Origin of the sequence: Empedobacter sp. R132-2 (assembly GCF_030324375.1) — a bacterium.
Taxonomy (GTDB): domain Bacteria; phylum Bacteroidota; class Bacteroidia; order Flavobacteriales; family Weeksellaceae; genus Empedobacter; species Empedobacter falsenii_B.
This window is the reverse complement of the sequence record NZ_JACAGG010000014.1, coordinates 1-23,163: the sequence shown is the minus strand read 5'-3', so window position 1 is coordinate 23,163 and position 23,163 is coordinate 1. Positions and strand designations below refer to the sequence as shown.

The following is a 23,163-nucleotide window of genomic DNA, read 5'->3' as shown; positions in this document are numbered from 1 at the left end:
GGCGATTAACGATTTAATTCTAATGCAGCTAATATAAATGGTCCAGTTCCTTTTGGATCATTTGCTCTTATTTCTTCATTAATGTAATATTCGTAAGAACCATCGCGATAAGGATTTCCTCCTAAACCTGCAACAGCACAGCATTTTTCTAAACTTACAATACCTTTTTCATCGACTTGAATAAATTCTTTTAAAATTCCATCAAATCCATTTTTGGCATTTTTCATGTATGATTTTGACAAATAACCTTTGTTAACACCTTTTGCTAACGTATAAACGTACATCGAAGTACCTGTAGCTTCCAAATAATTCCCTGTTCTATTTCCTTGATCCAAAACTTGATACCAAGTCCCCGAAGAATGTTGAACTTTCACAATCGCTTCCGCATACTGATTAAGGTATTTGATTAATTTATCACGACCTTGATAATCTTTTGGCAAATAATCTAACACATCAACCAAAGCCATCCCATACCAACCCATTCCTCTCGACCAGAAGTGTTGAGAAAGACCTGTTGTACTATTTGACCATTTTTCTTTCCTACTTTCGTCCCAACCGTGATAGTATAAACCTGTTTTTGGATCGCGATTATATTTTTCTATTAAGTCAAATTGTAAAACAATTTTATCGTACGATTTCTTCGCTTCTGTTGCGCTCTGAAATTTTGTTGCATATTTTGCATGAAAAGGTTCGGCCATGTAAACACCATCTAACCACATCTGATTTGGATAGATTTTTTTGTGCCAATATCCGCCTTCTGTTGTTGTTGGTTGTTGTTCTAATTGTTTATCCAACGTTTCCATTGCAATTTTGAAACGATTTTCTTTTGTTTTTTCGTATAAATCAAAGATTGCGTCGCCAGATTTGATCATATCTAAATTATAATTCTCGAATTTATACGTATCAATTTTTCCGTTCGAATCAATCATTCTATTTGCATAATCGTAGATATAATTATACACTGTTTGGTTATTTGTTTGCTCATATACTTTGTACATAGCGTCTAAAACCAATCCATTTGTATAACTCCAACGCGGTTTTTTTTGAAAATCTAAAAGCGTAGGATCAGGGAAACGAATAGTCTCTGAAATTGCCATTCGTTCTGACCATTTTAATTTTGGATTGACAAGAATATCTTCTGTATTTTTTTTCTGACTGATACAAGACGTACTCGAGATTATCATCAAACCACAAACCGTTGTTTTTAAAATGTTTTTCATCATCAACTATTTATAAACGATTAGACTTTTCTAATTGAACCAATTTCGAATTCAAATCATTGTAGAATTCAGTTTCATTTTTAAGTCCATTTGGTTCTTGTGCCCAAGCTGCCAAAATATAATATGTCATTGTTTTGGTTGTCGGTTTGAAAACGATTAAATGATCATCTTTTCCATCAACTAATTTTTCTACCTCATCCGATTTATAGAAAATTGCCATTCCAAGCAAATCATTTTTGTCAACTAAAGTTTGTTTTCCGTAAGTTGCGATATATCCCCAATTTCCATTTAAGCTTTTCTTTTGCTTCAACGGAATATTTTTGAATTTCACCAAACCAGTTGTTAAACCATTCGTTAAGACAGAAGTTTTCAATTCAAATTTAGAAAAACGATCATAAGGATAAATTGAAACTTTCGCTTTTACATCTGTTGTATGATTATCAGTTTTCCATTTAGAATAATCAATTTCAAAACTCGAAACATTTTTACTGTTTTTTATTTTGATATATGTGTTTTCAACTTGATGCAAATGCGCAACTGTATCATTCACTAATCGTCCAAAACCACCAATTCCAAGCGATTTACCAGCTTTCAAGATATCTTGTCCCCAAGGAAGAGGTTCGTGATAAGAATCAAAACCATCTTGTCCAACATCTTGTAAAACTTGTGTTTTCACTTTTTTTCCAAAAATATCAACCGCATTTCTCCAATCCAAATACAAGCGGTAACCAACATTTTGATTTTCCCAACCTGGACCTTCGTATCGAATATCAAAAGCATGATCGGTATGTTGAGGATCAAGTGTATGTTCTTGTACATTTCGAAATGTTCCGCCTTCATATTCTTTATGACCTCTTTTTCCATCTACCCATTTTCCGCCTTCTTTTATAGAAATTTCTGAATAGGTAAATCCATTGTTTTCATGTTGAACCAATCTGTTACTACAAGAAGTGACAAGGATTAATGTTGTTATTGTGGCAATAATTTTTTTCATACGTATTAATTTTTAAAATTAGTAAGGAGTTTAATTGACGATCCAATCACCTAAAACATTCTTTTTAGAGAATGCTAAAGCTTCTTGAGCAGTTAATTGACGACTCCATTTAACTCTTTTATTTGCGATATGTTTACCAGTAGATTTGTATTCGGAGTAGCGTGTTGTAGATTCATTTGCAACTTTTCCCCAATTGTTCCAACCTTCTGCTTTAACAGACAAATCCATGTCACAATTGATAAAAGCAGTTTGAGCAAAAGGTCGCCAAGGTCTTCCCAAATGATGAGAATCTTGATTGTTTCCTGAAATTTTACAATTCTCGAAAACGAAACCGTATTTCTGATCTTCTGTCGTTGATGCCGCTGTAATGTATCCTTTCCCTTTATTATTTAGCTGACAGTTCTCAAAATAAGCGGTTCCTGCTCCGAAAATGTAATCGACTGTACCTTCGATGTAACAGTTGTTAAAATATTGTCTGCTTCCGCTTTTCACCAAATACAACGTATCTTGATTTCCTAAAAATCGACAATTTGTAAATTTTATTTTATCTGCATCAACGCGAACAGCAACAGCTTGTCCAACTTCGCCTGCACTATTTTCGAATGTTATATTTTCGGCTGAAAAATTGTCTCCAAAAATAAAATATGAAGCCGAACCAGATGTTCCAATTTCTTGACCAATATTATTTAATTTTGATGCGTAATCATCATATGTCAAAATGGTTTTGTGTTGATCTTCACCAATAAAATTAATCATTGTTTTAGAAGGAGGTAAAGTAATTTTTTCTTTATAAACTCCATTTTTGATCAAAACTTTTACAGGAACTCGACTAAAATCGGGTAGTGCTGCGATTAATTCTTGAATAGTTTTGAATTGCCCTGAACCATCTTTTGCTACAATAAAATCATAATCTTTGACTTTGTTATTTGCTGAATTAATCTTTTCTGAAACTAACGATTCTGCATAAACTTCTAAATTGGTATATTGACTTGATAAATTGTAACCGTTTGCATCATTAATACCAACTTTCAAATTATTTCTTTTCTCCCATTCATCGTCCATTCCATCCTGATCTGTATCTGTAGGAATATTGTATGTTTTTAACGTAGGAAATCCGCCAACTTCTGATTGACTATCGATAATTCCGGTGATATTTTTTGGATATCCGTTTGTTAAATAACCAATTAATCGATTATCAACTTCATCGCGTTTTAAACTTGCTCCAGCATGTGCTTGAACCATTTTGTAGGCATTTTCAGCAGAATGAGTGATAATTTCATTTTTACCAAATTCAGTTTCAGCTTTTGCTTTTAATGGCTCATCTGCTTGTACACCGCCATTCCAGTTATTTGCTGTTATATCAGCATAACCTTCTACAAAATTTCCGTTGACATAAAATTTACCATATGGAATAGAAGGATTTACAATTCTATTTTTATGTTTTGTGGCTAGACCAAATTTGAAATAATTATTAATCAAATTATATTTTCCATTTTCTCCACCATAAATAGAATTTGCGCCCCAATTATAAATTACATTATTACGAAAATCAACCATTTCATCTTCAGGATTCACCGTTGATTCTGAACCACTAAAACGAGGATTTCGACTATTGTTACTCATAATTAGATTGTGGTGGAAACTTGCAGGCTCACCACCCCAAATTCCACCATAACCATGCGCTCCTTTTATATGGACAGATTTATTAAGAGCTTCTGATATGATAGACCATTGAATTGTAAGATTTTTGACACGATAAAACGAGATGTTTTCATCTGTAGCCCAACTTACCGAACAATGATCTATAATTATATTTTGTGCATTTCGACCACCTAAAGCATCACCTTCTACTTTTGCTAAATCGCCTAAACGAAATCTCATGTAACGAATAATTACATTATCAGATTTGATGGTTACAGGATAATTTGAAACGGTAATTCCATCTCCAGGAGCAGTTTGTCCAAGAATAGAAATATTTCCGTAATTAATATCCAAAGGTGATTGTAATACAATGTTTCCGGAAACAGCAAAAACGATTGTTCTGCTCAATTTTTTCTGAATTCCGTATCGTAAACTTCCTTTACCAGAATCGTTGAGATTTGTGACAATATAGACTTCTCCACCTCGTCCGCCAGAACTATACCTGCCATATCCTTCGGCAGAAGGAAAAGCAGGTAAATTCTGTGCAAATAAACATGAGTGAATTAAAAATATAAATGTAATTGCGATGTGTGATTTCATTTTTTATCGTTTAATTAATTCCACCATCTTGGATCTCCAATCGCAGCACCTGTAGAAGATGCAGTTCTTAATGGAGAATTGACTGGTAATGTAAAATCAATTGTTGTGTTTGTCCAATTTAGAGCATTTTCTTGATTATTCGTAGAAGTTACTCCTCCAGTAGGAAAAACAAGTTTTTGTAAATCAGCTGCTTTACCATTCGTCAAATTATAGAAATTGTTGAACGTAAAAACAGCTGTACTTGAAGTAGCTAAACGAATTAAATTATTACTCGATAAACTTCCTCCAACTCTTGGCGAATTTGCAATAATATTATTGGTAAAATTAGCTTTGATCGGCACGTTATTATTGTCTAATAGTGGAAAAGAAGAACTTTGTCCAAAACTATTAATTGTACAATTGTTGACATTAATTGTTGCGTTAGCAGATGGCGTAGTAATACTTTCTCTGTATCGAATAAATAAATCTCCAACTTCTGTAAATGTTGAATTTTCGATATTAACTTCGTTAAAAACTAATTTGTCTAAATGTAAAAATCCGTAAGATGAAGCTGGGAAATTCTTGAAGAAAGAATGTTTAATCTCAAATTTATCCATTACATATCCGCTATTTGGACCTCTATTTGCTCTGAAAGCTGAGGTTTTAACACTACTTACAATACAGTTTTCAATCAATACATTTGCAAAATTAGCCTTCGCACCATTGCTGCTGCTGCTTGTCAAATTGATTAAATAATCTGCCGTATTTGCGCTTCCATCTAATTCGATATTCTTTAGATGTAAACCAGCCCCAGTATCATTTAACGTAAATTCTTTGAAAGAAACTTTTGTATCTTCTGGATTTCCAGAAATTCCAATCAATGAAATTTTCTTCGCATTAATTGCAAACAATTTATCTCCAGAATCATATTTACCAGGATTTAATCCAATGATATCACCATCTTTTGCATTGTTAATCAAGGTGATTAAATCATCGCCAGAATTAGCAATAACACTATAACTTGTAGACGATTTAGTCGTGAAATTCTGAGAACCAACGCTTGTATTTCCTTTATAAATTTCGACTGTATATCGTGTACTTGGATTAAGCCCTTTTGTTGTTTTAAGTCCAGCAGTAGCTTCGCTACTTGTAATTTGACTTATAATAGGATCGCTAACATAAACAGGATCCTGACCAGAAACTTGTTTATATGCTTGAAATCTCAATTCAGTTACTCCAGCAGTTACATCCCAACTAACCGTTGCTTGATTCTCCAGAATATTTGGATCATAAATAGGATGCAAAATTTGGATTCCAATAATTTTAATTCGCTTACTAACAGACCAGTGAGATTCTGGTCTGTTTTCGTAAGCATTTGTTTTAACACGTATAAAGAAATTTTTTCTCACGGGAATTTCTTGATCCGTAATAACAACTCCAGCAGAATCTGTTTTTTTTGTTAAAATGATATCTTTTGGATTTGTAAATAACGAATCGCTTGAAACTTCTGTTGTATAAGTTTCGTCAATATTATTAGTATACAGAGAAGGTGACCATGTGACTTTAGTTTCTGTTTCAAAATTTTCGGCAGATAAAGACAATGGTGTAAACATTCTCATTGGATCGTTAGATTCTGACTGAAATTCATCATCATTACAAGAGATTACAGCATTTGCAGTAAGTAATACTGTTCCTATAATCAATATTTTATAAAAAGTTTTTTTCATAATAATTGTGTTTTAGTATCCGTAATCTTGTGTTAAATTATAGTTTGTATTGATGATGTCTTGATAAATAGGCAACAGTTCTGAATGATTTGGTTTGTAATATTGTAACCAACCTTTTCGCTCGTCGTTAATCATTGTCGCAGCCATTCCAGTTTGCCAGTTTATGCGTGTATATCCCGTTGGAGTAGAAGCTACAGAAGGCGTGTAAAACAATTCTGTTTTATCATTTCCAACAAAATAAGTATCTAAATTCAAAACAGTTTTTTGTGCAGTTTGCGTTGGATCGTATTTACCAATTTTGTAATAAATGTATTTAGGTACATTGGCATATTCTCCCGTTCCATCTAATAGATTTTGTAATTTAACACGAGTTTCTGTTACCACTTGACCTAAAAGATTCCATCTGATTAAGTCATATTTTCGGATAGATTCTCCACCAAATTCTAATAATCTTTCGTGTACAATTTGCTCAAAAAAGCCTTGATAACCATTCGCTGTAACCGCAGGCATTTTATCAGGATTGTTCGCATAAGCTCTTGCTCTAACTTCTCTTAAAGCATCTATTGCAGCAGCTGTTGGTCCACCATTTAATTCATTTTCTGCTTCAGCAAACATTAATAAAACATCAGCAAAACGCATAATAGGCCAATTGATTCCAACATTTTGAGAAGGACCAGTTACTTTTGTCCAAGACTTTCTAAATTTTCCGTCTGTTAAAGCATCAATTTTTACCACCTGTGTTAAATCATCTGCATTAATTTCGAACGCATTGATTGTTACATCTCGTCTTTGATCATATTTATCAAATTCATAAAAATAAGTTGGTAAAGCATTTATTCCGCCACCACCATTCCATTTAGAAGCTGCATTATGACGTAATCCGTTGTAATAACCAAGTTTACTATCAGTTCGCGCATTTCCGCCAAAAGCACCTACTTGAAAAATCATTTCGTTTGTATTATCCATGCGACCTTCGTGAATAGCACGGAAAACATCTTCGTAATTTGGATTGATATTATGACTTCCACGTTGTTGCATAATGTCAAACGTTTCGTTGCGAGCAATTTGGTAATATTTTTCTGGATTTGTTCCTTTAACCATCTGTACAGGCTGTCTTCTCAACGAATATCCAGCTCTAGCAAGTGCAATACGAGCACGTAAGCCTTTCACAAAAGCTTTTGTAATTCGTGTTGTAGGATCTCCAGATTCGGCTCTCCATGGAATAACTTTTGAAGCAGTTTCTAAATCATTTAATAAAACTTCATACACTTCATCACGATCAGTTTTTGGAAGGAAAATATGTTCGTACTGAGAAGATGGTTTATCTTGAAATGGAACATCACCAAAGTTTCTGATTAATTCGTAATAATATTGCGCTCTTAACGTCAATGCTTCTCCGTAATATCTATCCATTAACTTTTTGTCACTATCACTTCCAGATTTGTAGACATCAGATGTCGGAATATTATAAATTAATAAATTTGCTCTTTCGATTCCTGTGTATAATTGACGGAAAGGTTTGTCTAATTCTGGATTTGTAGGACATGCATTGTACATACTAATTCCACGACGATCGTTACAATTGTAATCACCTGATGTTTTGAAATCATCTGCAGCTTGTCCAATGATAGAAGAAATTCTGTTTCCGTAACCATTATCACCAGCCAATTGATTATATACGCCAACCAAAGCAGAGTAAGTGTAACTTGCATCGTTGTAAACCTCTATTTCGGAAGTATTGGAAGGGCTACTAACATCCAAATAATCATCGCATGATGTTGTTGTTAATAAAACGATGCTAACGCCTAATATTTTTATAATTGTTTTTGTTTTCATTTTTGATGTGTTTTGAGATTAGAAAGTAACATTAATACCTGTTAAGAAAAATCTGCTTCGTGGATAGGCAGCGTAATCAACTCCAGGAGTTAAAGGACTTGTGCGTCTTGTATTTGCTTCAGGATCATAACCAGAATAACCAGTAATTGTAAATAAATTATTGATTGTTGCGTAGATTCTTATTTTGCTAATAAATTTCGTTTTTGCTAACATATCTTCTGGTAAAGAATAACCAACTGTAACGTTGCTTAATCTTAAATAAGATCCATCTTCGATGGCATAAGAATGTAAAATATAATTTCCAGAAGGAGGTGACCAAAATGTAGCATTTGCGTTTAGAGCTTCTAATTGTGTAGGATCTGTTACTCGATTTCCGTTATCGTCAAAATTTCTCCAAGCTCCAGCAACTGCTTTTAACATATTGTTGTCGCGGTATAAATATTGTGTTGTAAACTCAACTTTATTGGCATTGTAAACTTTATTACCAACAGAATAAGTGAAGAACATACTTAGGTCGATATTTTTCCATTGAAATTGTTGATTAAATCCACCATAGAATTTAGGTTGAGCATTTCCTAAAACTGTTTTATCATTATCATCAATTATTCCATCGTTATTTAAATCTTTCAATTTTAAATCTCCAGGACGCACATCTTTTGAACCTAATGCCGCAGCAGAATTGCTTGCAACACCAGCTTTTAATGTATATTTTTGAGTTGATGGATTGTAATCGAAATCGCTCACTTTGTACCATCCGTCTGTTACATAACCATAGAATTGTCCGATAGGTTTACCTACTTCAACTTTGAAATCTTGCAAATTATTTACCCATCCAGATGATTGATAATAGTATTGTAGACCATCACCAGTTACATCTTTTCCTAAAGATTTGATAACATTTTGATTATGAGAAATATTGAAGTTTACATTCCATTTAAAGTTTTTAGATTTCGCAATATCAGCACCTATTGTAAATTCAATTCCTTTGTTTTCCGTTTCACCAGAGTTTTGATATTGGTATTCGTATCCGCCTGTTTGCGGAATTTTAGCCAATAATAATAAATCTTTTGTATTTGTTACATAAGCATCGATACTACCATAAACACGTTTATTGAATAAAGTATAATCTAATCCAATGTTTTTAGAAATTGTTTTTTCCCATTTTGCACCCGAATTTGCCAACCTTTCATTAGGAGCTAAACCTGGAACTACAGCATTATCAAATGAATATCCCCAGTTACTTGAACTACTAAAGAATGTTGAATATAAGAATGGCTCAATGCGGTTATTACCCGAAGTACCATAGCTTAAACGTAATTTTAGTTCGTCAATCCAAGAAGAATCTTTTAAGAAATTTTCTCTTGCAACATTCCAAGCAAATGAAGCAGAAGGGAAGGTAGCATAACGATTATCAGGAGAGAATACACTCGATCCGTCTGTTCTGACAGAAAGTGTTAACATATATTTTTTATTGAACGAATAATTAACTTGTCCAAAAAACGAAGCCAATCGATCCACATTTACTGATGTTGAAACTGGATCTTGTACCATTCCTGCAGGAGGAACCGCACTTTGCAAATTAGAAAATGCTTGATTAGCCGAAATATTTTTTGGTAACCATTTGATATACGTTCTTGATGTTTCTCCGTCTGTTTTTACAATTTCCTGTCCAATCATTACATCTAGTTTATGATTAGAACCTAATCTTGGTGAATATTGTAATGTATTTGAATTTGAAATTCTTCTTGTTTGACTTGCACGCATATCAACCACAGGAAGATTAGCATTTGCCATTGCAACACTTGTGATATTTCCGTAAAAACTATTGTCATTGCGATCTGTTTGTACATAACCAAAAACAGATTTGAAGGTTAACCCTTTGACAATTTGCCAAGACAAGTAACCATTCATCAAAAGGTTTTGTCTTTCGTCTTCTCTTACTTCATTATTCGCTAGCAAAACAGGACTTGTAAGGTTTGTTTGTGCATAATAATCTGGATCGAAGAAATCAACATACGATTCGTTTCCTGGAGCAGCAAAAGGTTGATATCTCACTGAATTACGAAGTCTGTTATTTGATTGAGAACCTGTATTTGAAGTACCAGCTCCCATGATTTTATCTTTACTATATCTAAAACTAACTCCCGTTTTTACTTTGTCGCTGATTTTATGATTTAATTTGAAGTTTGCTAAATTTCTTTTGTAACCAGAATTCAGCATAATTCCATCTTCGTTGATGTGATTTAAATTTAAACTGAAATCAGTCGATTTATTTCCACCAACAATCGAAACGTTATGATTTTGAGAAAAAGCTTTTCTACCAAAAACTTCTTCTTGCCAATCTCTCGCTTCCATACTTTTATAGATATCTATATCGTTAAAATCTCCATATCTTTTTCTGAAAGAATCTGCTAATTGCTCATCATTATTAATATTATACAATTCATACTGATAACGTACAAATTCATACGGAGTCATTACTTCTAACTTATTCTGAATTTCTCTAAATCCAGTATAATTAGAATAAGTAACTTGTGTAGGCATGTTGAAACCACTTTTTGTCGTAATAAGCACAACACCGTTTGCACCTCTCGCACCATAAATAGCAGTAGAAGCTGCATCTTTTAAAACATCAATACTTGCAATTTCTTGTGGAGATAAAATAGATAAGGCATTTTCTACTTGTATTCCATCCACGATATACAGAGGGCTGTTGTCTTGTGTAATCGATGTGCCTCCACGAACTTTAATTGTAACATCAGCTCCTGGTGCACCTTCGGACATACTAACTTGTACACCAGCTAATCGACCTTGTATAGCTTCAGCAGCAGAATTTACTGCCATATCTTTTATCTGATCAGCATTTACACTTGCCACAGAACCTGTTAATTCATCACGTGTTACAGTTGTATATCCAATTACAACAACTTCATTTAGATTTTGTTGCTCTGTTGCAACAAGATCTTTCAGTTTTATATCGATTGTTCCTTTCTTATTAACAGGAATAGTCTGTATTTCATAACCATCATAGGTAATGGTTAAAGTCGAGTTATCTGGAACAACAATTTCATAAAATCCATTTTCATCTGTAATTGTTTCGTACGTTGTCCCATCTACATAAATGTCAACTCCATTAAGAGGTGAATTATTAATAGATGATTTAACTGTTCCGGAAACTTTTATTTCTTCTTGCGCAAAACTCGCAATTGGTAGAAGCAAAAGCGTGAATAACTTAATTTTAGATATCCTCATATGTGTGGTTTTGTGTTTCTTCTGTTAAACTAAATAATTTTTAGCGTAATCGATTACATTATTAAATATAAAAGTGTATATAGTACACTAAAATATAACTATTTTTTTTAAAATCAAATAAAATATTAAAATTTATAAAAAATAATTAATCTATTTGTTAGTTATTGATATTTAATACAATATCTGTTTGTGTTGACTGATATTTATATATACTCTAACTTAAATAAGCTAAAGTGGTTAATTTAGATCATAATTTTTTTGGTGATTTATTGAATTTTTGAATATAAAAATATATAAATTGAAGTAAATTTGTAATCGATTACAAATGTGTTTTGAATGCTTTTTAATAGTTTTAGAACCATTGTAATTTATACATTACTATATAATACTATTGAGATTTAATTTATATTTACCGAATCTTGATAACGAACTTGAATTTTACCTTATTATGAAAAAAAGTGCTACAATATATGATATTTCTGAAAAATTGAATATTAGTGCTGCTACCGTTTCGAGGGCTTTAAACGATCATCCTAAAATTAGTCAGAAAACGAAAGAGTTGGTTATGAAAGCTGCTAAAGAGCTTAATTACAAACAAAATACTTTAGCGCAGGCTCTAAAAAGTGGGAAGACAAATAATATTGGGATTATTGTTCCTTATATTAATACAAATTTTTTCTCATCTCTAATTCGTGGGATAGAAGAGGAGTTGTCTCCACATGGTTACCATGTTATTATTTGTCAAAGTCACGAAGATGTAGATTTAGAAAGAAAACAACTAAATACATTATTGAATGCACAGGTTGATGGTATTTTTATGTCTGTTTCTAAAACGACGGAAGATATTTCGCACATAGAAACTGCAAAAGAATCTAATACTCCAATCATATTTTTTGACCGTAAAAAAGATATTGCAGGAATCAGTACTGTAACAATTGATGATTATAAGGGTGGATATTTGGCAACCGAGCATTTGATTAAACAAGGTTGTCGTAGAATTTGTCATTTATCTGGAGATTTGCGTTTAGAGATTTATCAGAATCGTTACAATGGTTATATCGATGCATTGAAAGATAATAAATTAGCTTTTAAAGAAGAATATGTTTTTTCAATTAAAAGTTCGATAGAAGATGGGGTTGAAGCAATAAAAACATTATGGAATTTATCATCGCCACCAGATGGTATTTTCTCGGCCAGTGATTATGCAGCGTTGGGAGCTTGTCAACAATTGAAAAAGAAAAATATAAGCATTCCTGAAGATGTTGCAATAATAGGTTTTAGTAATGAGCCATTTACGCAATATATGGAATTACCTATTAGTAGTGTAGATCAGACACCAGATGTAATGGGAAAAATTTCCGCTCAAGTATTTCTGGAATATATGAACGAAAATTTTTCAGGGATAAGCATAGAAAAAAAGGTTGTTTTAAATCCTCAAATTCATATTCGAAAATCTTCGAAAAGAAAATAGGTTATAAAGAAACGCCTCTTTTCCAAGGGATAAAATCGTTTTGATTTAAAATCTTAGCTTTTACTTTGACTTCACCGCTTGCAACTTTTATGATAAATTCTAAAAGTTCGTTAGCGGTTTCTTCAATTGTTTTATTTCCAGTAATGATTTCTCCCGTATTAAAATCGATAATATCAGGCATTTTTTCTTGTAATGCTATGTTCGAAGAAATTTTTACAACAGGGGCAACAGGATTTCCAGTAGGCGTTCCTAAACCTGTAGTGAACAAGACGATATTAGATCCAGTTCCGACTAATGCAGTTGTACATTCAACATCATTTCCTGGTGTACATAGCAAATTTAAACCAGGTTTTTTGATATATTCTGTATAATCTAAAACATCTTGAATAGGAGAGGAACCCCCTTTTTTAGCTGCACCAGCAGATTTCATCGCATCTGTTATTAATCCATCTTTTATATTTCCAGGAGAAGGATTCATGTCAAATCCAGAACCAGCGGCAACAACAGAATCTTCGAAATCTTTCATTAATTGTAAAAATCTTTCGGCATCTTTTTCATTCACACAACGATTGATTAATTCTTGTTCAACTCCGCACAATTCGGGAAATTCGGACAAAATGGTAGCACCTCCAATTGCAGCCATAATATCTGATAAATAGCCTAAGGTTGGATTAGCAGAAATACCAGAAAAACCATCTGATCCTCCACATTCTAATCCTAAAACTAATTTAGATAATGGAGCTGGTTTACGTTCAATTTCATTGGCTTTTTTGATTGCTTCGAACGAATCTTTAATAATACCGTTCAACATATTATCAACTGTTCCAGATTTTTGTTGCTCGTAAACGATAATTGGTTTTTGATTATCAGGATTGATTTTATGTAAAGCTTCTTTAAAAATATCAACTTGTAAATTCTGACACCCAAGACTCAGGACTGTTGCACCAGCGACATTCGGATTGTTTACATATCCAGCAAGCAATCTTCCTAAAGCTTCAGCATCTTGTCGAATTCCGCCACAACCTCCTTGATGTGTAACGAATTTAACATCAATATTTTTGAATACTCTAGTGTCTTCTTCATCTGTGTCTTGCTCGTTTTCATCAGAATTCTGAATTAACGAACGTAAAAGCAGTTGATGTTTTGATGGTTTTTCGAATAATAATTCTTTTTCGAAAACATCTTTCAAAATTTCAACATTTCTATTTTCGCAAAAAACCAAAGGAAAAAACAACCAAATATTTTCCGTTCCAACTTGTCCGTCTTCTCTGTGATATCCCATAAATGTTTTGTCTTTCCATTTATCGATATTTGGAGGAGTCCATGACGTTGTAGCTGTTTTCTTTTCGACTTTAGAACTTTGATGTTTTACATTTTCAGTCGTAATAACTTCACCTTTTTTTATGTTGCAAACGGCTTTTCCGACAGTAATACCATACATCGTAATCGTGTCATTTTCTACAAAATCTATTGCAGCAAACTTGTGTTTCGCATTCGTATCTTTCTGAATTTCATATTCAGCATTATCAACGACCACAATTTCATTTACTTTTAGGTCAACTAATGCAACAATTACATTATCCGTTGGATTAACTTTTATAGCTTTTTTCTGCATTTTTTTCTCTTAAATCGTTTGGTTGCTATATATTTCATAAGATTTTTCAATTCCATATTCATCAATTAGCCGAAGAGCTTTTTCAATTTCATTTTCTAATTGATTAACCTTTGTCAAATCTTGTTCCCAGAAATTTATATTCTTCAAAACAGAATGACTTATTTGTTGATAATCATTGTTTTTCCAAATATTTCTGAACTCACTTATAATCGCTTCGTCATCATTTATAGGTAATTCTTCATTGTTCCAATCACCTTTGTAAAAACGAATTAAACAAGCCAAAGAAAATGTAATTCCTTTCGGAATTTGATTGAATTTCTCTACATAATCTAATAAACTTGGAAGAACACGAACTTTGAATTTAGAGATAGAATTTAACGCTATACTCGATAAATAGTGCTTGATAAAAGGATTTCTAAATCGATCTAAAACATCTTCTGTATATTCTTTTAATTGTTCTTCTGGTAAATCAAGGATAGGAATGATTTCATTATAAATAATATTTTTAATAAAATCTCCAGCTACTTTGTTATCGATTGCATCACGAACAGTTTCTATACCTAACATAATAGAAAAAGGAACCATTGAAGTGTGAGCGCCATTTAAAATTCGAACTTTAGAAGTACGATAAGGTGCTATATTTTTGACAAGCAAAATCTGTTCATTTGCTTTACTAAAAGGAATTTTTTCTTCCAATTTTTCATCGCCTTCAATTGCCCAAAATAAGAACGCTTCTGAAACGACAATCAATTCATCTTCATAATCTAACTGATTTGTGTAGCTTTCTAAATCATCTTTTGGAAATCCAGGTACAATTCTGTCTACTAATGTATTATGAAATTTATTTGAAGTGTTAATCCAAGTAATAAATTCATTTTCTAAGTTCCATAATTTAGCGTATTCTAAAATATAATCTTTCAAAATAATGGCGTTATTCTCAATTAATTCACATGGAATAATTGTTAAACCTTTGTCAGTATCTCCATTAAAATAAAGATATCTTTCATATAAGAACGCAGTTAATTTTGCAGGAAAATTTTCGTGGGGCGCATTTTCTAATTTGTTTTCTGAAGGATCAAATACAATTCCAGATTCTGTTGTGTTAGAAAAAACAAATTCCAATTGTTCTTCTTTTGCTAATTTCAAAAAATCTTGGTATTCTTTATAAGGATTAATCGATTTTTGAATCGCAGAAATAACACGATTTTCATCAATCAATTCACCTTTTTTAATTCCTCGAATAAATAAAGTATACAGATTATCTTGTTCTTCAAAAGTATGAAATGAACTTCCAGAAGGTGTCACTTTTATGTTTGCGATTCCTGCATTAAAATTGGCATCTTTATTCAGTTTATCGATTACATAGTCTGTAAAAGCGCGCATAAAATTTCCACCTCCAAATTGAATAATTTTTATAGGAAGTTCATTTTCTTGATGATATAGTTTTTTATTTAATTTTGTTTTCAAGTTATTGAATTTAAATTGATTATTTAATCACTTTGTATTTTGGTACTAATATTTTCATGACAATCCATGCTGTTAAATAAGCAACCCCACAAATTGTAAAAATGATCATATAACCTTTGTTGATTCCATCAACTATAATTGCTCCTGATTTTTCTAAATCTGAAAGTAAATTTTCTGGTAATCTTTCGTTGATGTATTGAGGATATTTTTCTAATAATGGAGTACCATCGATAGTTGTCCAGTTTTTGTGTGAATAATCAAACAAAACTCCTGATGATTTATTGATCAAAAAAGAACCAATTCCACCAGCCATACCACCGATTCCAACTATTGTAGCAATAGCACTTTTAGGAAACATATCACCAACTGTAGAGAAAATATTTGCAGACCAAGCTTGATGAGCTGCTCCAGCAATACCGATGATAATTACGGGAATCCAAAAAGAGGTTGCACCAAGAGGTTGAGCTAATAATGCCAATAATGGAAAGAAAGCAAAAATTAACATTGCGCGCATTCTTCCCGAATATGGATTCATGTTTAATTTATCGACAAAATATTTTGGTAACCATCCCCCAATAATAGAAAGTAATGTGATGATGTAAAGTACAAACAAAGGTAAGGCACTTTGTGTGCTATCCATCTTGTAGACTGAACTTAAGTAAGCTGGAGTCCAAAAAAGGTAGAACCACCAAACACCGTCTGTCATAAATTTTCCGAAGATAAAAGCCCACGTTTGTTTGTATTTAAAACATTCAGAAAAAGTTAGTTTTCTTCCTTCTGTAGATGTTTCTGTATTTTCTTCTATATCTTGTTGAATATACTCTAATTCAGCGCTATTAACTTTTGGATGTTTGTGTGGTACTTGGTATAAATAAATCCAAAATCCCATCCAAATAAATCCTAATGCTCCGATGATGATAAAAGCCATTTCCCAACCCATCGATTTTGCAATAAATGGAATTGTAAGAGGAGCAGCTAATGCTCCTACAGTAGCACCAGCATTGAAAATACTTGTTGCAAACGCACGGTCTTTTTTCGGAAAATACTCGGCTGTTGCTTTGATTGCTCCTGGAAAATTACCAGCTTCACCGATTGCTAAAATTAATCGAGCAAAAATAAATAAGCTAACACTTGTTGAAATAATTAATGAGGTGTCACTTACTTTTTCTAAGATTTCTTTTGCTCCAGCAAATCCAACAAACCAATTATCTGTAATATACCCTGCTGTTGCAATTCCACAAAAAGCGTGTAAACATGCTCCAATTGACCAAATTGCAATAGCGTATAAGAAACCTTTTTTAGTTCCCATTTTGTCAATAAATCGGCCAGCAAATAACATACTTACAGCATAAAATATTGAAAAAAGTGCGGTAATATTTCCGTAGTCATTATTATTCCAGTGAAACTCTGGAACTAAGTAATCTTTCCAAGTTAATGATAAAACTTGACGATCTAAGTAATTTATGGTTGTGGCAACAAATAGTAAACTGCAAATAGTCCATCTAAAATTACTTGGTTTAATGGAAGTTTCGTTCTTCATTTAGTGTGTTTTTGTGATTTATTATTTTTGACTTCTTCCTTTAAATCATATATTTTTTAATTCTTTATAAATTTGTATTGATTCTCCAACTGTTCGTTCAATTTGAGAGTAATCATATTCATTTGATGAATTTTTTGTGAACAATTGTGATCCAATTCCAACACAATAAGCGCCAGCATTTATCCAGCTTGTTATGCTTTCTTTTGTAGGCATAACACCTCCGCTTGGCATAATATTCGTCCAAGGCATTGGTCCATTTATAGCTTTGATAAAATCTGGTCCTCCAACTTGTGTTGCAGGAAATATTTTAACGATTTCTGCTCCTAATTCTTCTGCTAAAGAAATTTCCGAAACAGATCCACAACCAGGCATCCAAGCTACTTTTCTTCGGTTACAAACTTTTGCTACTTCAGGATTTAAAGAAGGGGCAACAATAAAGTTTGCTCCAAATTGAAGATATAATACTGCTGTTGGTGCGTCTAAAACAGAGCCTATTCCTAAGATTAATTCGGGTAATTCTTTTGCCGCATATTTATTTAATTCAGAAAAAACTTCGTGCGCAAAATCGCCTCTGTTTGTAAATTCAAATAATCTTGCGCCACCATCGTAACAAGCTTTTATAATTTTTTTAGAAATTTCGATGTCTTGATGGTAAAAAACAGGAACAATTCCAGTTTCTTTTGCTTTTAAAGCGACTTCTATTCTTGTAAATCGTGCCATTTTTATCTTTTTATTCTTCCTCCAAAATTTCCATTAACTAACTCTAAAATATCATCAACAGAAGCTAAATTTGTGTCACCTAAAATAGTATGTTTCATTGCGCAAGCTGCGTTTGCAAAATTTAAAGCAAATTGATCATCGTGATTAATCAAACCATAAATCAAACCTGCAGCAAATGCATCGCCAGTTCCAATTCTATCAACGACATGGTTGATATGAATTTCTTCTGTTTCTAAATATTCATTATTAATCCAAGCTCTACCTTGTGTTGCTTGCGAACTTGCATTAATTCCAATTCTAACTTTATCAAATACTTTTTGAATTGACGGAATTTCTTTCATCAATGTTTTAGATGCTTCAGTAAATCCATTCTTATCCGTTGAGAAATTTGTTTCTAAAATTTCATTGATTTCATTCACTCCACCAATAAAAATGGTTGAATATCCGATTAATTCTTTCAAAATATCTTGTCCTTTCTTCCCGTAATTCCATAAATTACTTCTATAAGCAGGATCAGTTGTGATATGAATACCTTTGAAATAAGCGAATTGTAAACCTTGCTTCAACGTTTCGTAAGCAGATTCTGAAATTCCAGGTGTAATTCCTGTCCAATGGAAAAAGTTGCAATTTTCTAAGGCTTTATTCCAATCAACTTCGTTTGGTTTTATATTTGAAAAAGAACCATTTAATCGGTTATAAGCGATACGACTTGGTCTGACATCAGAACCAACTTCTAAAAAATATAATCCAAGTGGATGTTCATTTTTTTTAATAAATGAAACATCAATTCCTAGACTTTTCATGTAGGAAATAGCTGCATCTCCAACAAAATCATTCGAAACATTTGAGACGTGTTGCGTTTTACAACCAAAAGTAGACAAAGAAGCTGCAACATTCATTTCTGTTCCACCAAAAAAGAATTCTACTTCTTTACTTTGTTGCAAAGTTTTATGATTTGATGGAGAAATTCTCATTAAAACTTCTCCAAAAGTCAAAATATTATTGCTCATAAATAAATCTAAAAATCAAAATATTCTTTTGCATTGTAATAACAGATATCTGATATTGTTTTTCCAACTAATTCAATATCATTTGGTAATTCGCCATTTGCCATTTCTTCTCCGAATAAATTACAGATTACTCGTCTGAAATACTCATGCCTAGGGAAAGATAAGAAACTTCTTGAATCTGTTAACATTCCAATAAAGCAACTTATTAACCCCATATTAGATAGGGCATTTAGTTGTTTGATGATTCCATCTTTTTGATCTAAAAACCACCAACTCGAACCAAATTGCACTTTTCCTTTTACGCTTCCATCATTGAAATTTCCAATCATTGTTGCGAAAATTTCGTTATCAGCTGGATTCAAATTATAGATGATTGTCTTTGTTAATTTATCATTTCCGTCAAGTCTATTTAAGAATTTAGAAAGATTAGCCGCTTGTTTAAAATCTCCGATAGAATCCCAACCTGTATCAGGACCTAAAATACGATGCATACGAGCATTGTTATTGCGAAGTGCGCCTAAATGATATTGTTGAATCCATCCAAATTGGTGATATGTTTCCCCTAAAAATAGAAGTAGGGCAGTTTTGAATTGCTCGATTTGAGTATGATTTAACGGTTGATTATTTCTTTTTGATTCGAAAATTGTATTAATTTCAATATCAGTAAATTCTACGTAAGAAATATTATTCAAACCATGATCACAAATTTTGCAACCGATTGCATTAAACGCTTCAATTCGATTATATAACGCATCTTTCAAGTTTTGGAACGAATTAATTTCGAAACCAACAACTTCAGAAAGTTTATTGATGTAAGAATTGTAATCCTGATTTTCAATTAGAATCGCTTTATCTGGTCGAAAAGCTGTACTAACTTTTGTCTTGAAATTGCTTTTATTTAACGTTATATGATATTCTAACGTATCTGTCGGATCTTCAGTTGTGCAAACCGTTTCAGCATTTACTAAACTTAATAAACCTTGACAAGATTTATCTGCTTGTTGTAATTGAGCGGAAGTATTCTCGAAAATTTCTTTTGCGTTATTTTCGTTCAATAATTCATCGATTCCAAAATATCGTTTTAATTCTAAATGAGTCCAGTGAAATAAAGGATTTCGAAGCGTATGAGGAACAGTTTTCGCCCACGCTTCAAATTTTTCTAAATCAGAAGCATTTCCTGTGATGCAATTTTCGTTAATTCCTAACGTTCGCATTGCACGCCATTTGTAATGATCTCCAGCAATCCAAACTTTCGAAATATTTTCAAAAACTCTATTTTCTGCAATATCTTTTGGCGATAAATGATTGTGATAATCTATAATAGGAAGTTTTTCAGCATAGTTGAAATACAATTCCTCGGCATATTTATTTTGTAATAAAAATGTATCAGTTATAAATGATTTCATATAATATTTAAATTTTACTCGTTTGATGGTTTACCTATTGTTGCTAAAATTCCTCCATCGACATAAATGATTTGTCCATTAACAAAATTACTCGCTTCCGAAGCTAAGAAAACCGCTGTTCCAGCTAAATCTTCGGGATTTCCCCAACGACCAGTCGGCGTTCTGTTGATAATAAATTCGTTGAAAGGATTTCCGTCCACACGAATCGGCTCTGTTTGTGAAGTTGCAAAATAACCAGGTCCGATTCCGTTTACTTGAATGTTATGTTTTGCCCATTCTGTAGCTAAGTTGCGCGTTAACATTTTCAATCCACCTTTTGCCGAAGAGTAGGCAGAAACATTGTCTCGTCCCAATTCGCTCATCATCGAACAAATATTAATTATTTTTCCAGTTTTACGCTCAATCATTCCTTTTGCAACCAATTGCGACATGATGAAAGGACCAACTAAATCGACATCGATAACTTTTCTGAAATCTTCGACATCCATATCTACCGCAAGAACACGTTTGATAATTCCAGCATTATTCACAAGAATATCAATTTGACCATGATTCTTTTCGATCAATTCAACTTGTTTTTTTGCTTGTGGTTGATCAGTTACATCAAAAATATATCCTGTTACAGTAAATCCTTTACTTTTATAATATTGTAAAGCTTCTTCAAGTTTTGAAGGAGTTGTACTTGTAATAACTAACTCAGCACCAGCTTGTGCCAATCCTTCTGCCATTGCTAATCCTAAACCATGTGTTCCACCTGTGATTAAAGCTATTTTTCCTGATAAATCAAATAAATTCATAATTCTATTATTTTAATTCATCCGTATTTACACCATCCATATCGCTGTAATCCATATTTTCACCAGCCATTCCCCAAATAAAAGTATAATTTGAAGTACCTACACCCGAGTGAATAGACCATTCTGGTGAAATAACTGCTTGATTGTTTTGTAAGAAAATGTGACGCGTTTCATTTGGTTGTCCCATAAAGTGGCTAATTGATTGTCCTTGTTCTAAATCAAAATAAAAATATGCTTCCATTCGTCTTTCATGTGTATGAGCTGGCATTGTATTCCATACACTACCAGGATGTAATTCGGTCATACCCATTTGTAATTGACAAGTTTCTAAAACACTATTTACAATAAGTTTATTAATTGTTCTTTTGTTTGCATATTTAGAATCGCCTAACTCAACAATTTCAGCTTCATTTTTTGTAATCTTCTTAGTTGGATACGAATGATGAGCAGGAGCAGAGTTGATATAAAACAAAGGTTGTTCGTTATTTAGTTTATCAAAAACGATTTCTTTATTTCCTTTACCAATATATAAAGCTTCTTTGTTGTTCAATTCGTATTCAGTTCCATCAACAGTTACTTTTCCTTTTCCACCAACATTTATAATTCCTAATTCTCTTCTCTCTAAAAAAAAATCTGCTTTAAGATCTGTTGTTGGTTCCAAAGTTATTGCATGATTAGCTGGGTAAATACCACCAATAATCAAGCGATCATACATCGAATAGACTAACTTCACCTGATCTTCTATAAATATATCAGGAATTAAAAAATGTTCTCTTAGTTCTTCAGTTGTATATTTTTTAACATCATTAGGATGATGTGCATATCTAAATTCAGAATTTATCATAATAGTTATTTATTAAAATTAATGTAATCGATTACATTTTAAATTTAAAAAAATACATCGAGATGATGTTTTGTAAAAGTATTAAAAAGTTTTTTAATAATGTACATAAAACACTATAAAAATTTCTTTTCAAAAGATGATGAATGTAGTTGTTTGGAAATAAATTTATTCGTAAATATTTTTAACAATACTCTTTGTTGAAATATTGAATATGACAACAAAGAGAGAAAAAAATAAGTTACATTTTTGTAAATTATATTTTGGTTATTAAACCTTTTAATATTTTGTTTAGTTTTCTATTATTAAGAGTAGATACTAAAACTTAAAATTCAGAAAGTCGAATGATTTGTTTCAGAAAAAATTTTTATAATAATAAATGTTAAATATTCAAAAAACTGTTTTAAATCATGTATCTTTAACTTAATTAACTAATTAATATGGATTATGAGACGAGTTTTATTTCTATTTCTCGATCATTTCTCATCTACTTACCTTTTATTGTTTTGCTTTTTTTGTTCAATTTATATTAATGCGCATAATGTTGAAATAAAAGAAAGAGATGATTCTATTCCAACAATTTCTAAAGGTTTAGTCACAATAAAAGAAAATACTACTTTTTACATTTCTAAAAATACAATTATATCTAATTTTGAAATTAAAGATTCTATTAACCATGAAAAAAATATAAAACAAAGAAAATCAAAAGAAAAAATCAAAAGAAAAAATACAAATAACTCAAAGCTTAAAAAAAGCAGAAATAATTCGTATGATTTATCTACACTAACAAATAAAAAAATATATTATTTACCGTATAAAGAATCAACATTTTTCATTAGTAGTAAATCAATTCTTTTAGCACTTTATCCTATCAATTCTTATAATATAATTATTTTTTAACCCGTTGTGCATTTTGATTAATAAAGAATAAAGTTGTTCATTTGATTGAAAATCAGTAAATTGTTTTAATTACAAAACATTTACAATGAACAACTTACTTGCAAATTACGAAAGAATATTGGAAGTTCTTCGAAAAATATCAACAGA

Annotated in this window: 16 protein-coding genes; 2 read left to right on the top strand and 14 right to left on the bottom strand. The window is 31.9% G+C overall.

The genetic code is table 11. The annotated features are described in order from the left end of the window. Positions 1-5 precede the first annotated feature (5 nt). The 6 genes from HXZ69_RS08170 to HXZ69_RS08145 are packed head-to-tail and all read right to left on the bottom strand — an operon-like array spanning position 6 to position 11,249. Complete coding sequence (locus tag HXZ69_RS08170; protein ID WP_286495608.1) at positions 6-1,220, bottom strand: glycoside hydrolase family 88/105 protein; 1,215 nt, start codon at positions 1,218-1,220, stop codon at positions 6-8. A 10-nt stretch (positions 1,221-1,230) separates the two neighbouring features. After that, positions 1,231-2,214, bottom strand: a complete 984-nt coding sequence (locus HXZ69_RS08165; RefSeq protein WP_280061551.1) for a DUF4861 family protein — start codon at positions 2,212-2,214, stop codon at positions 1,231-1,233. Between the two features lie 30 nt (positions 2,215-2,244). Then, entirely contained in the window at positions 2,245-4,455 is a 2,211-nt protein-coding gene (locus HXZ69_RS08160; protein ID WP_280061550.1) for a pectinesterase family protein, read from the bottom strand. A 14-nt stretch (positions 4,456-4,469) separates the two neighbouring features. Beyond that, the gene (locus tag HXZ69_RS08155) at positions 4,470-6,161 is read right to left on the bottom strand and encodes a DUF4957 domain-containing protein (protein WP_286495607.1); all 1,692 of its coding nucleotides are present in this window, start codon (positions 6,159-6,161) and stop codon (positions 4,470-4,472) included. A 12-nt stretch (positions 6,162-6,173) separates the two neighbouring features. Then, positions 6,174-7,997: a RagB/SusD family nutrient uptake outer membrane protein gene (locus HXZ69_RS08150; RefSeq protein WP_221855142.1), complete on the bottom strand. Its 1,824-nt coding sequence runs from the start codon at positions 7,995-7,997 to the stop codon at positions 6,174-6,176. Positions 7,998-8,015: 18 nt separating this feature from the next. Continuing rightward, entirely contained in the window at positions 8,016-11,249 is a 3,234-nt protein-coding gene (locus HXZ69_RS08145; RefSeq protein ID WP_286495606.1) for a SusC/RagA family TonB-linked outer membrane protein, read from the bottom strand. 448 nt (positions 11,250-11,697) lie between these two features. On the opposite strand from HXZ69_RS08145, the gene HXZ69_RS08140 reads away from it, so the two are divergent. After that, complete coding sequence (locus HXZ69_RS08140; RefSeq protein ID WP_038330468.1) at positions 11,698-12,720, top strand: LacI family DNA-binding transcriptional regulator; 1,023 nt, start codon at positions 11,698-11,700, stop codon at positions 12,718-12,720. Between the two features lies 1 nt (position 12,721). Here HXZ69_RS08140 and HXZ69_RS08135 read toward each other — a convergent pair whose 3' ends face one another. The 8 genes from HXZ69_RS08135 to kduI are packed head-to-tail and all read right to left on the bottom strand — an operon-like array spanning position 12,722 to position 22,119. Beyond that, positions 12,722-14,335, bottom strand: a complete 1,614-nt coding sequence (locus tag HXZ69_RS08135; protein ID WP_286495605.1) for a UxaA family hydrolase — start codon at positions 14,333-14,335, stop codon at positions 12,722-12,724. Positions 14,336-14,344: 9 nt separating this feature from the next. Then, complete coding sequence (locus tag HXZ69_RS08130; RefSeq protein WP_286495604.1) at positions 14,345-15,802, bottom strand: tagaturonate reductase; 1,458 nt, start codon at positions 15,800-15,802, stop codon at positions 14,345-14,347. A 19-nt stretch (positions 15,803-15,821) separates the two neighbouring features. Next, positions 15,822-17,342, bottom strand: a complete 1,521-nt coding sequence (locus HXZ69_RS08125) for an MFS transporter (protein ID WP_221855134.1) — start codon at positions 17,340-17,342, stop codon at positions 15,822-15,824. Positions 17,343-17,387: 45 nt separating this feature from the next. Beyond that, positions 17,388-18,062 (bottom strand): bifunctional 4-hydroxy-2-oxoglutarate aldolase/2-dehydro-3-deoxy-phosphogluconate aldolase, encoded by a 675-nt coding sequence (locus tag HXZ69_RS08120; protein WP_221855132.1) that lies wholly within the window; start codon positions 18,060-18,062, stop codon positions 17,388-17,390. A gap of 2 nt (positions 18,063-18,064) precedes the next feature. Continuing rightward, the gene (locus tag HXZ69_RS08115) at positions 18,065-19,072 is read right to left on the bottom strand and encodes a sugar kinase (RefSeq protein ID WP_286495603.1); all 1,008 of its coding nucleotides are present in this window, start codon (positions 19,070-19,072) and stop codon (positions 18,065-18,067) included. Positions 19,073-19,080: 8 nt separating this feature from the next. Then, entirely contained in the window at positions 19,081-20,478 is a 1,398-nt protein-coding gene (gene uxaC, locus HXZ69_RS08110; protein WP_219035359.1) for a glucuronate isomerase, read from the bottom strand. 14 nt (positions 20,479-20,492) lie between these two features. After that, entirely contained in the window at positions 20,493-21,275 is a 783-nt protein-coding gene (locus tag HXZ69_RS08105; protein ID WP_286495602.1) for a gluconate 5-dehydrogenase, read from the bottom strand. 7 nt (positions 21,276-21,282) lie between these two features. Next, complete coding sequence (kduI, locus tag HXZ69_RS08100) at positions 21,283-22,119, bottom strand: 5-dehydro-4-deoxy-D-glucuronate isomerase (protein ID WP_286495601.1); 837 nt, start codon at positions 22,117-22,119, stop codon at positions 21,283-21,285. A 444-nt stretch (positions 22,120-22,563) separates the two neighbouring features. Between kduI and HXZ69_RS08095 the strand changes: the two genes are divergently transcribed. Next, the gene (locus HXZ69_RS08095; protein ID WP_286495600.1) at positions 22,564-23,016 is read left to right on the top strand and encodes a hypothetical protein; all 453 of its coding nucleotides are present in this window, start codon (positions 22,564-22,566) and stop codon (positions 23,014-23,016) included. Positions 23,017-23,163 lie beyond the last annotated feature (147 nt).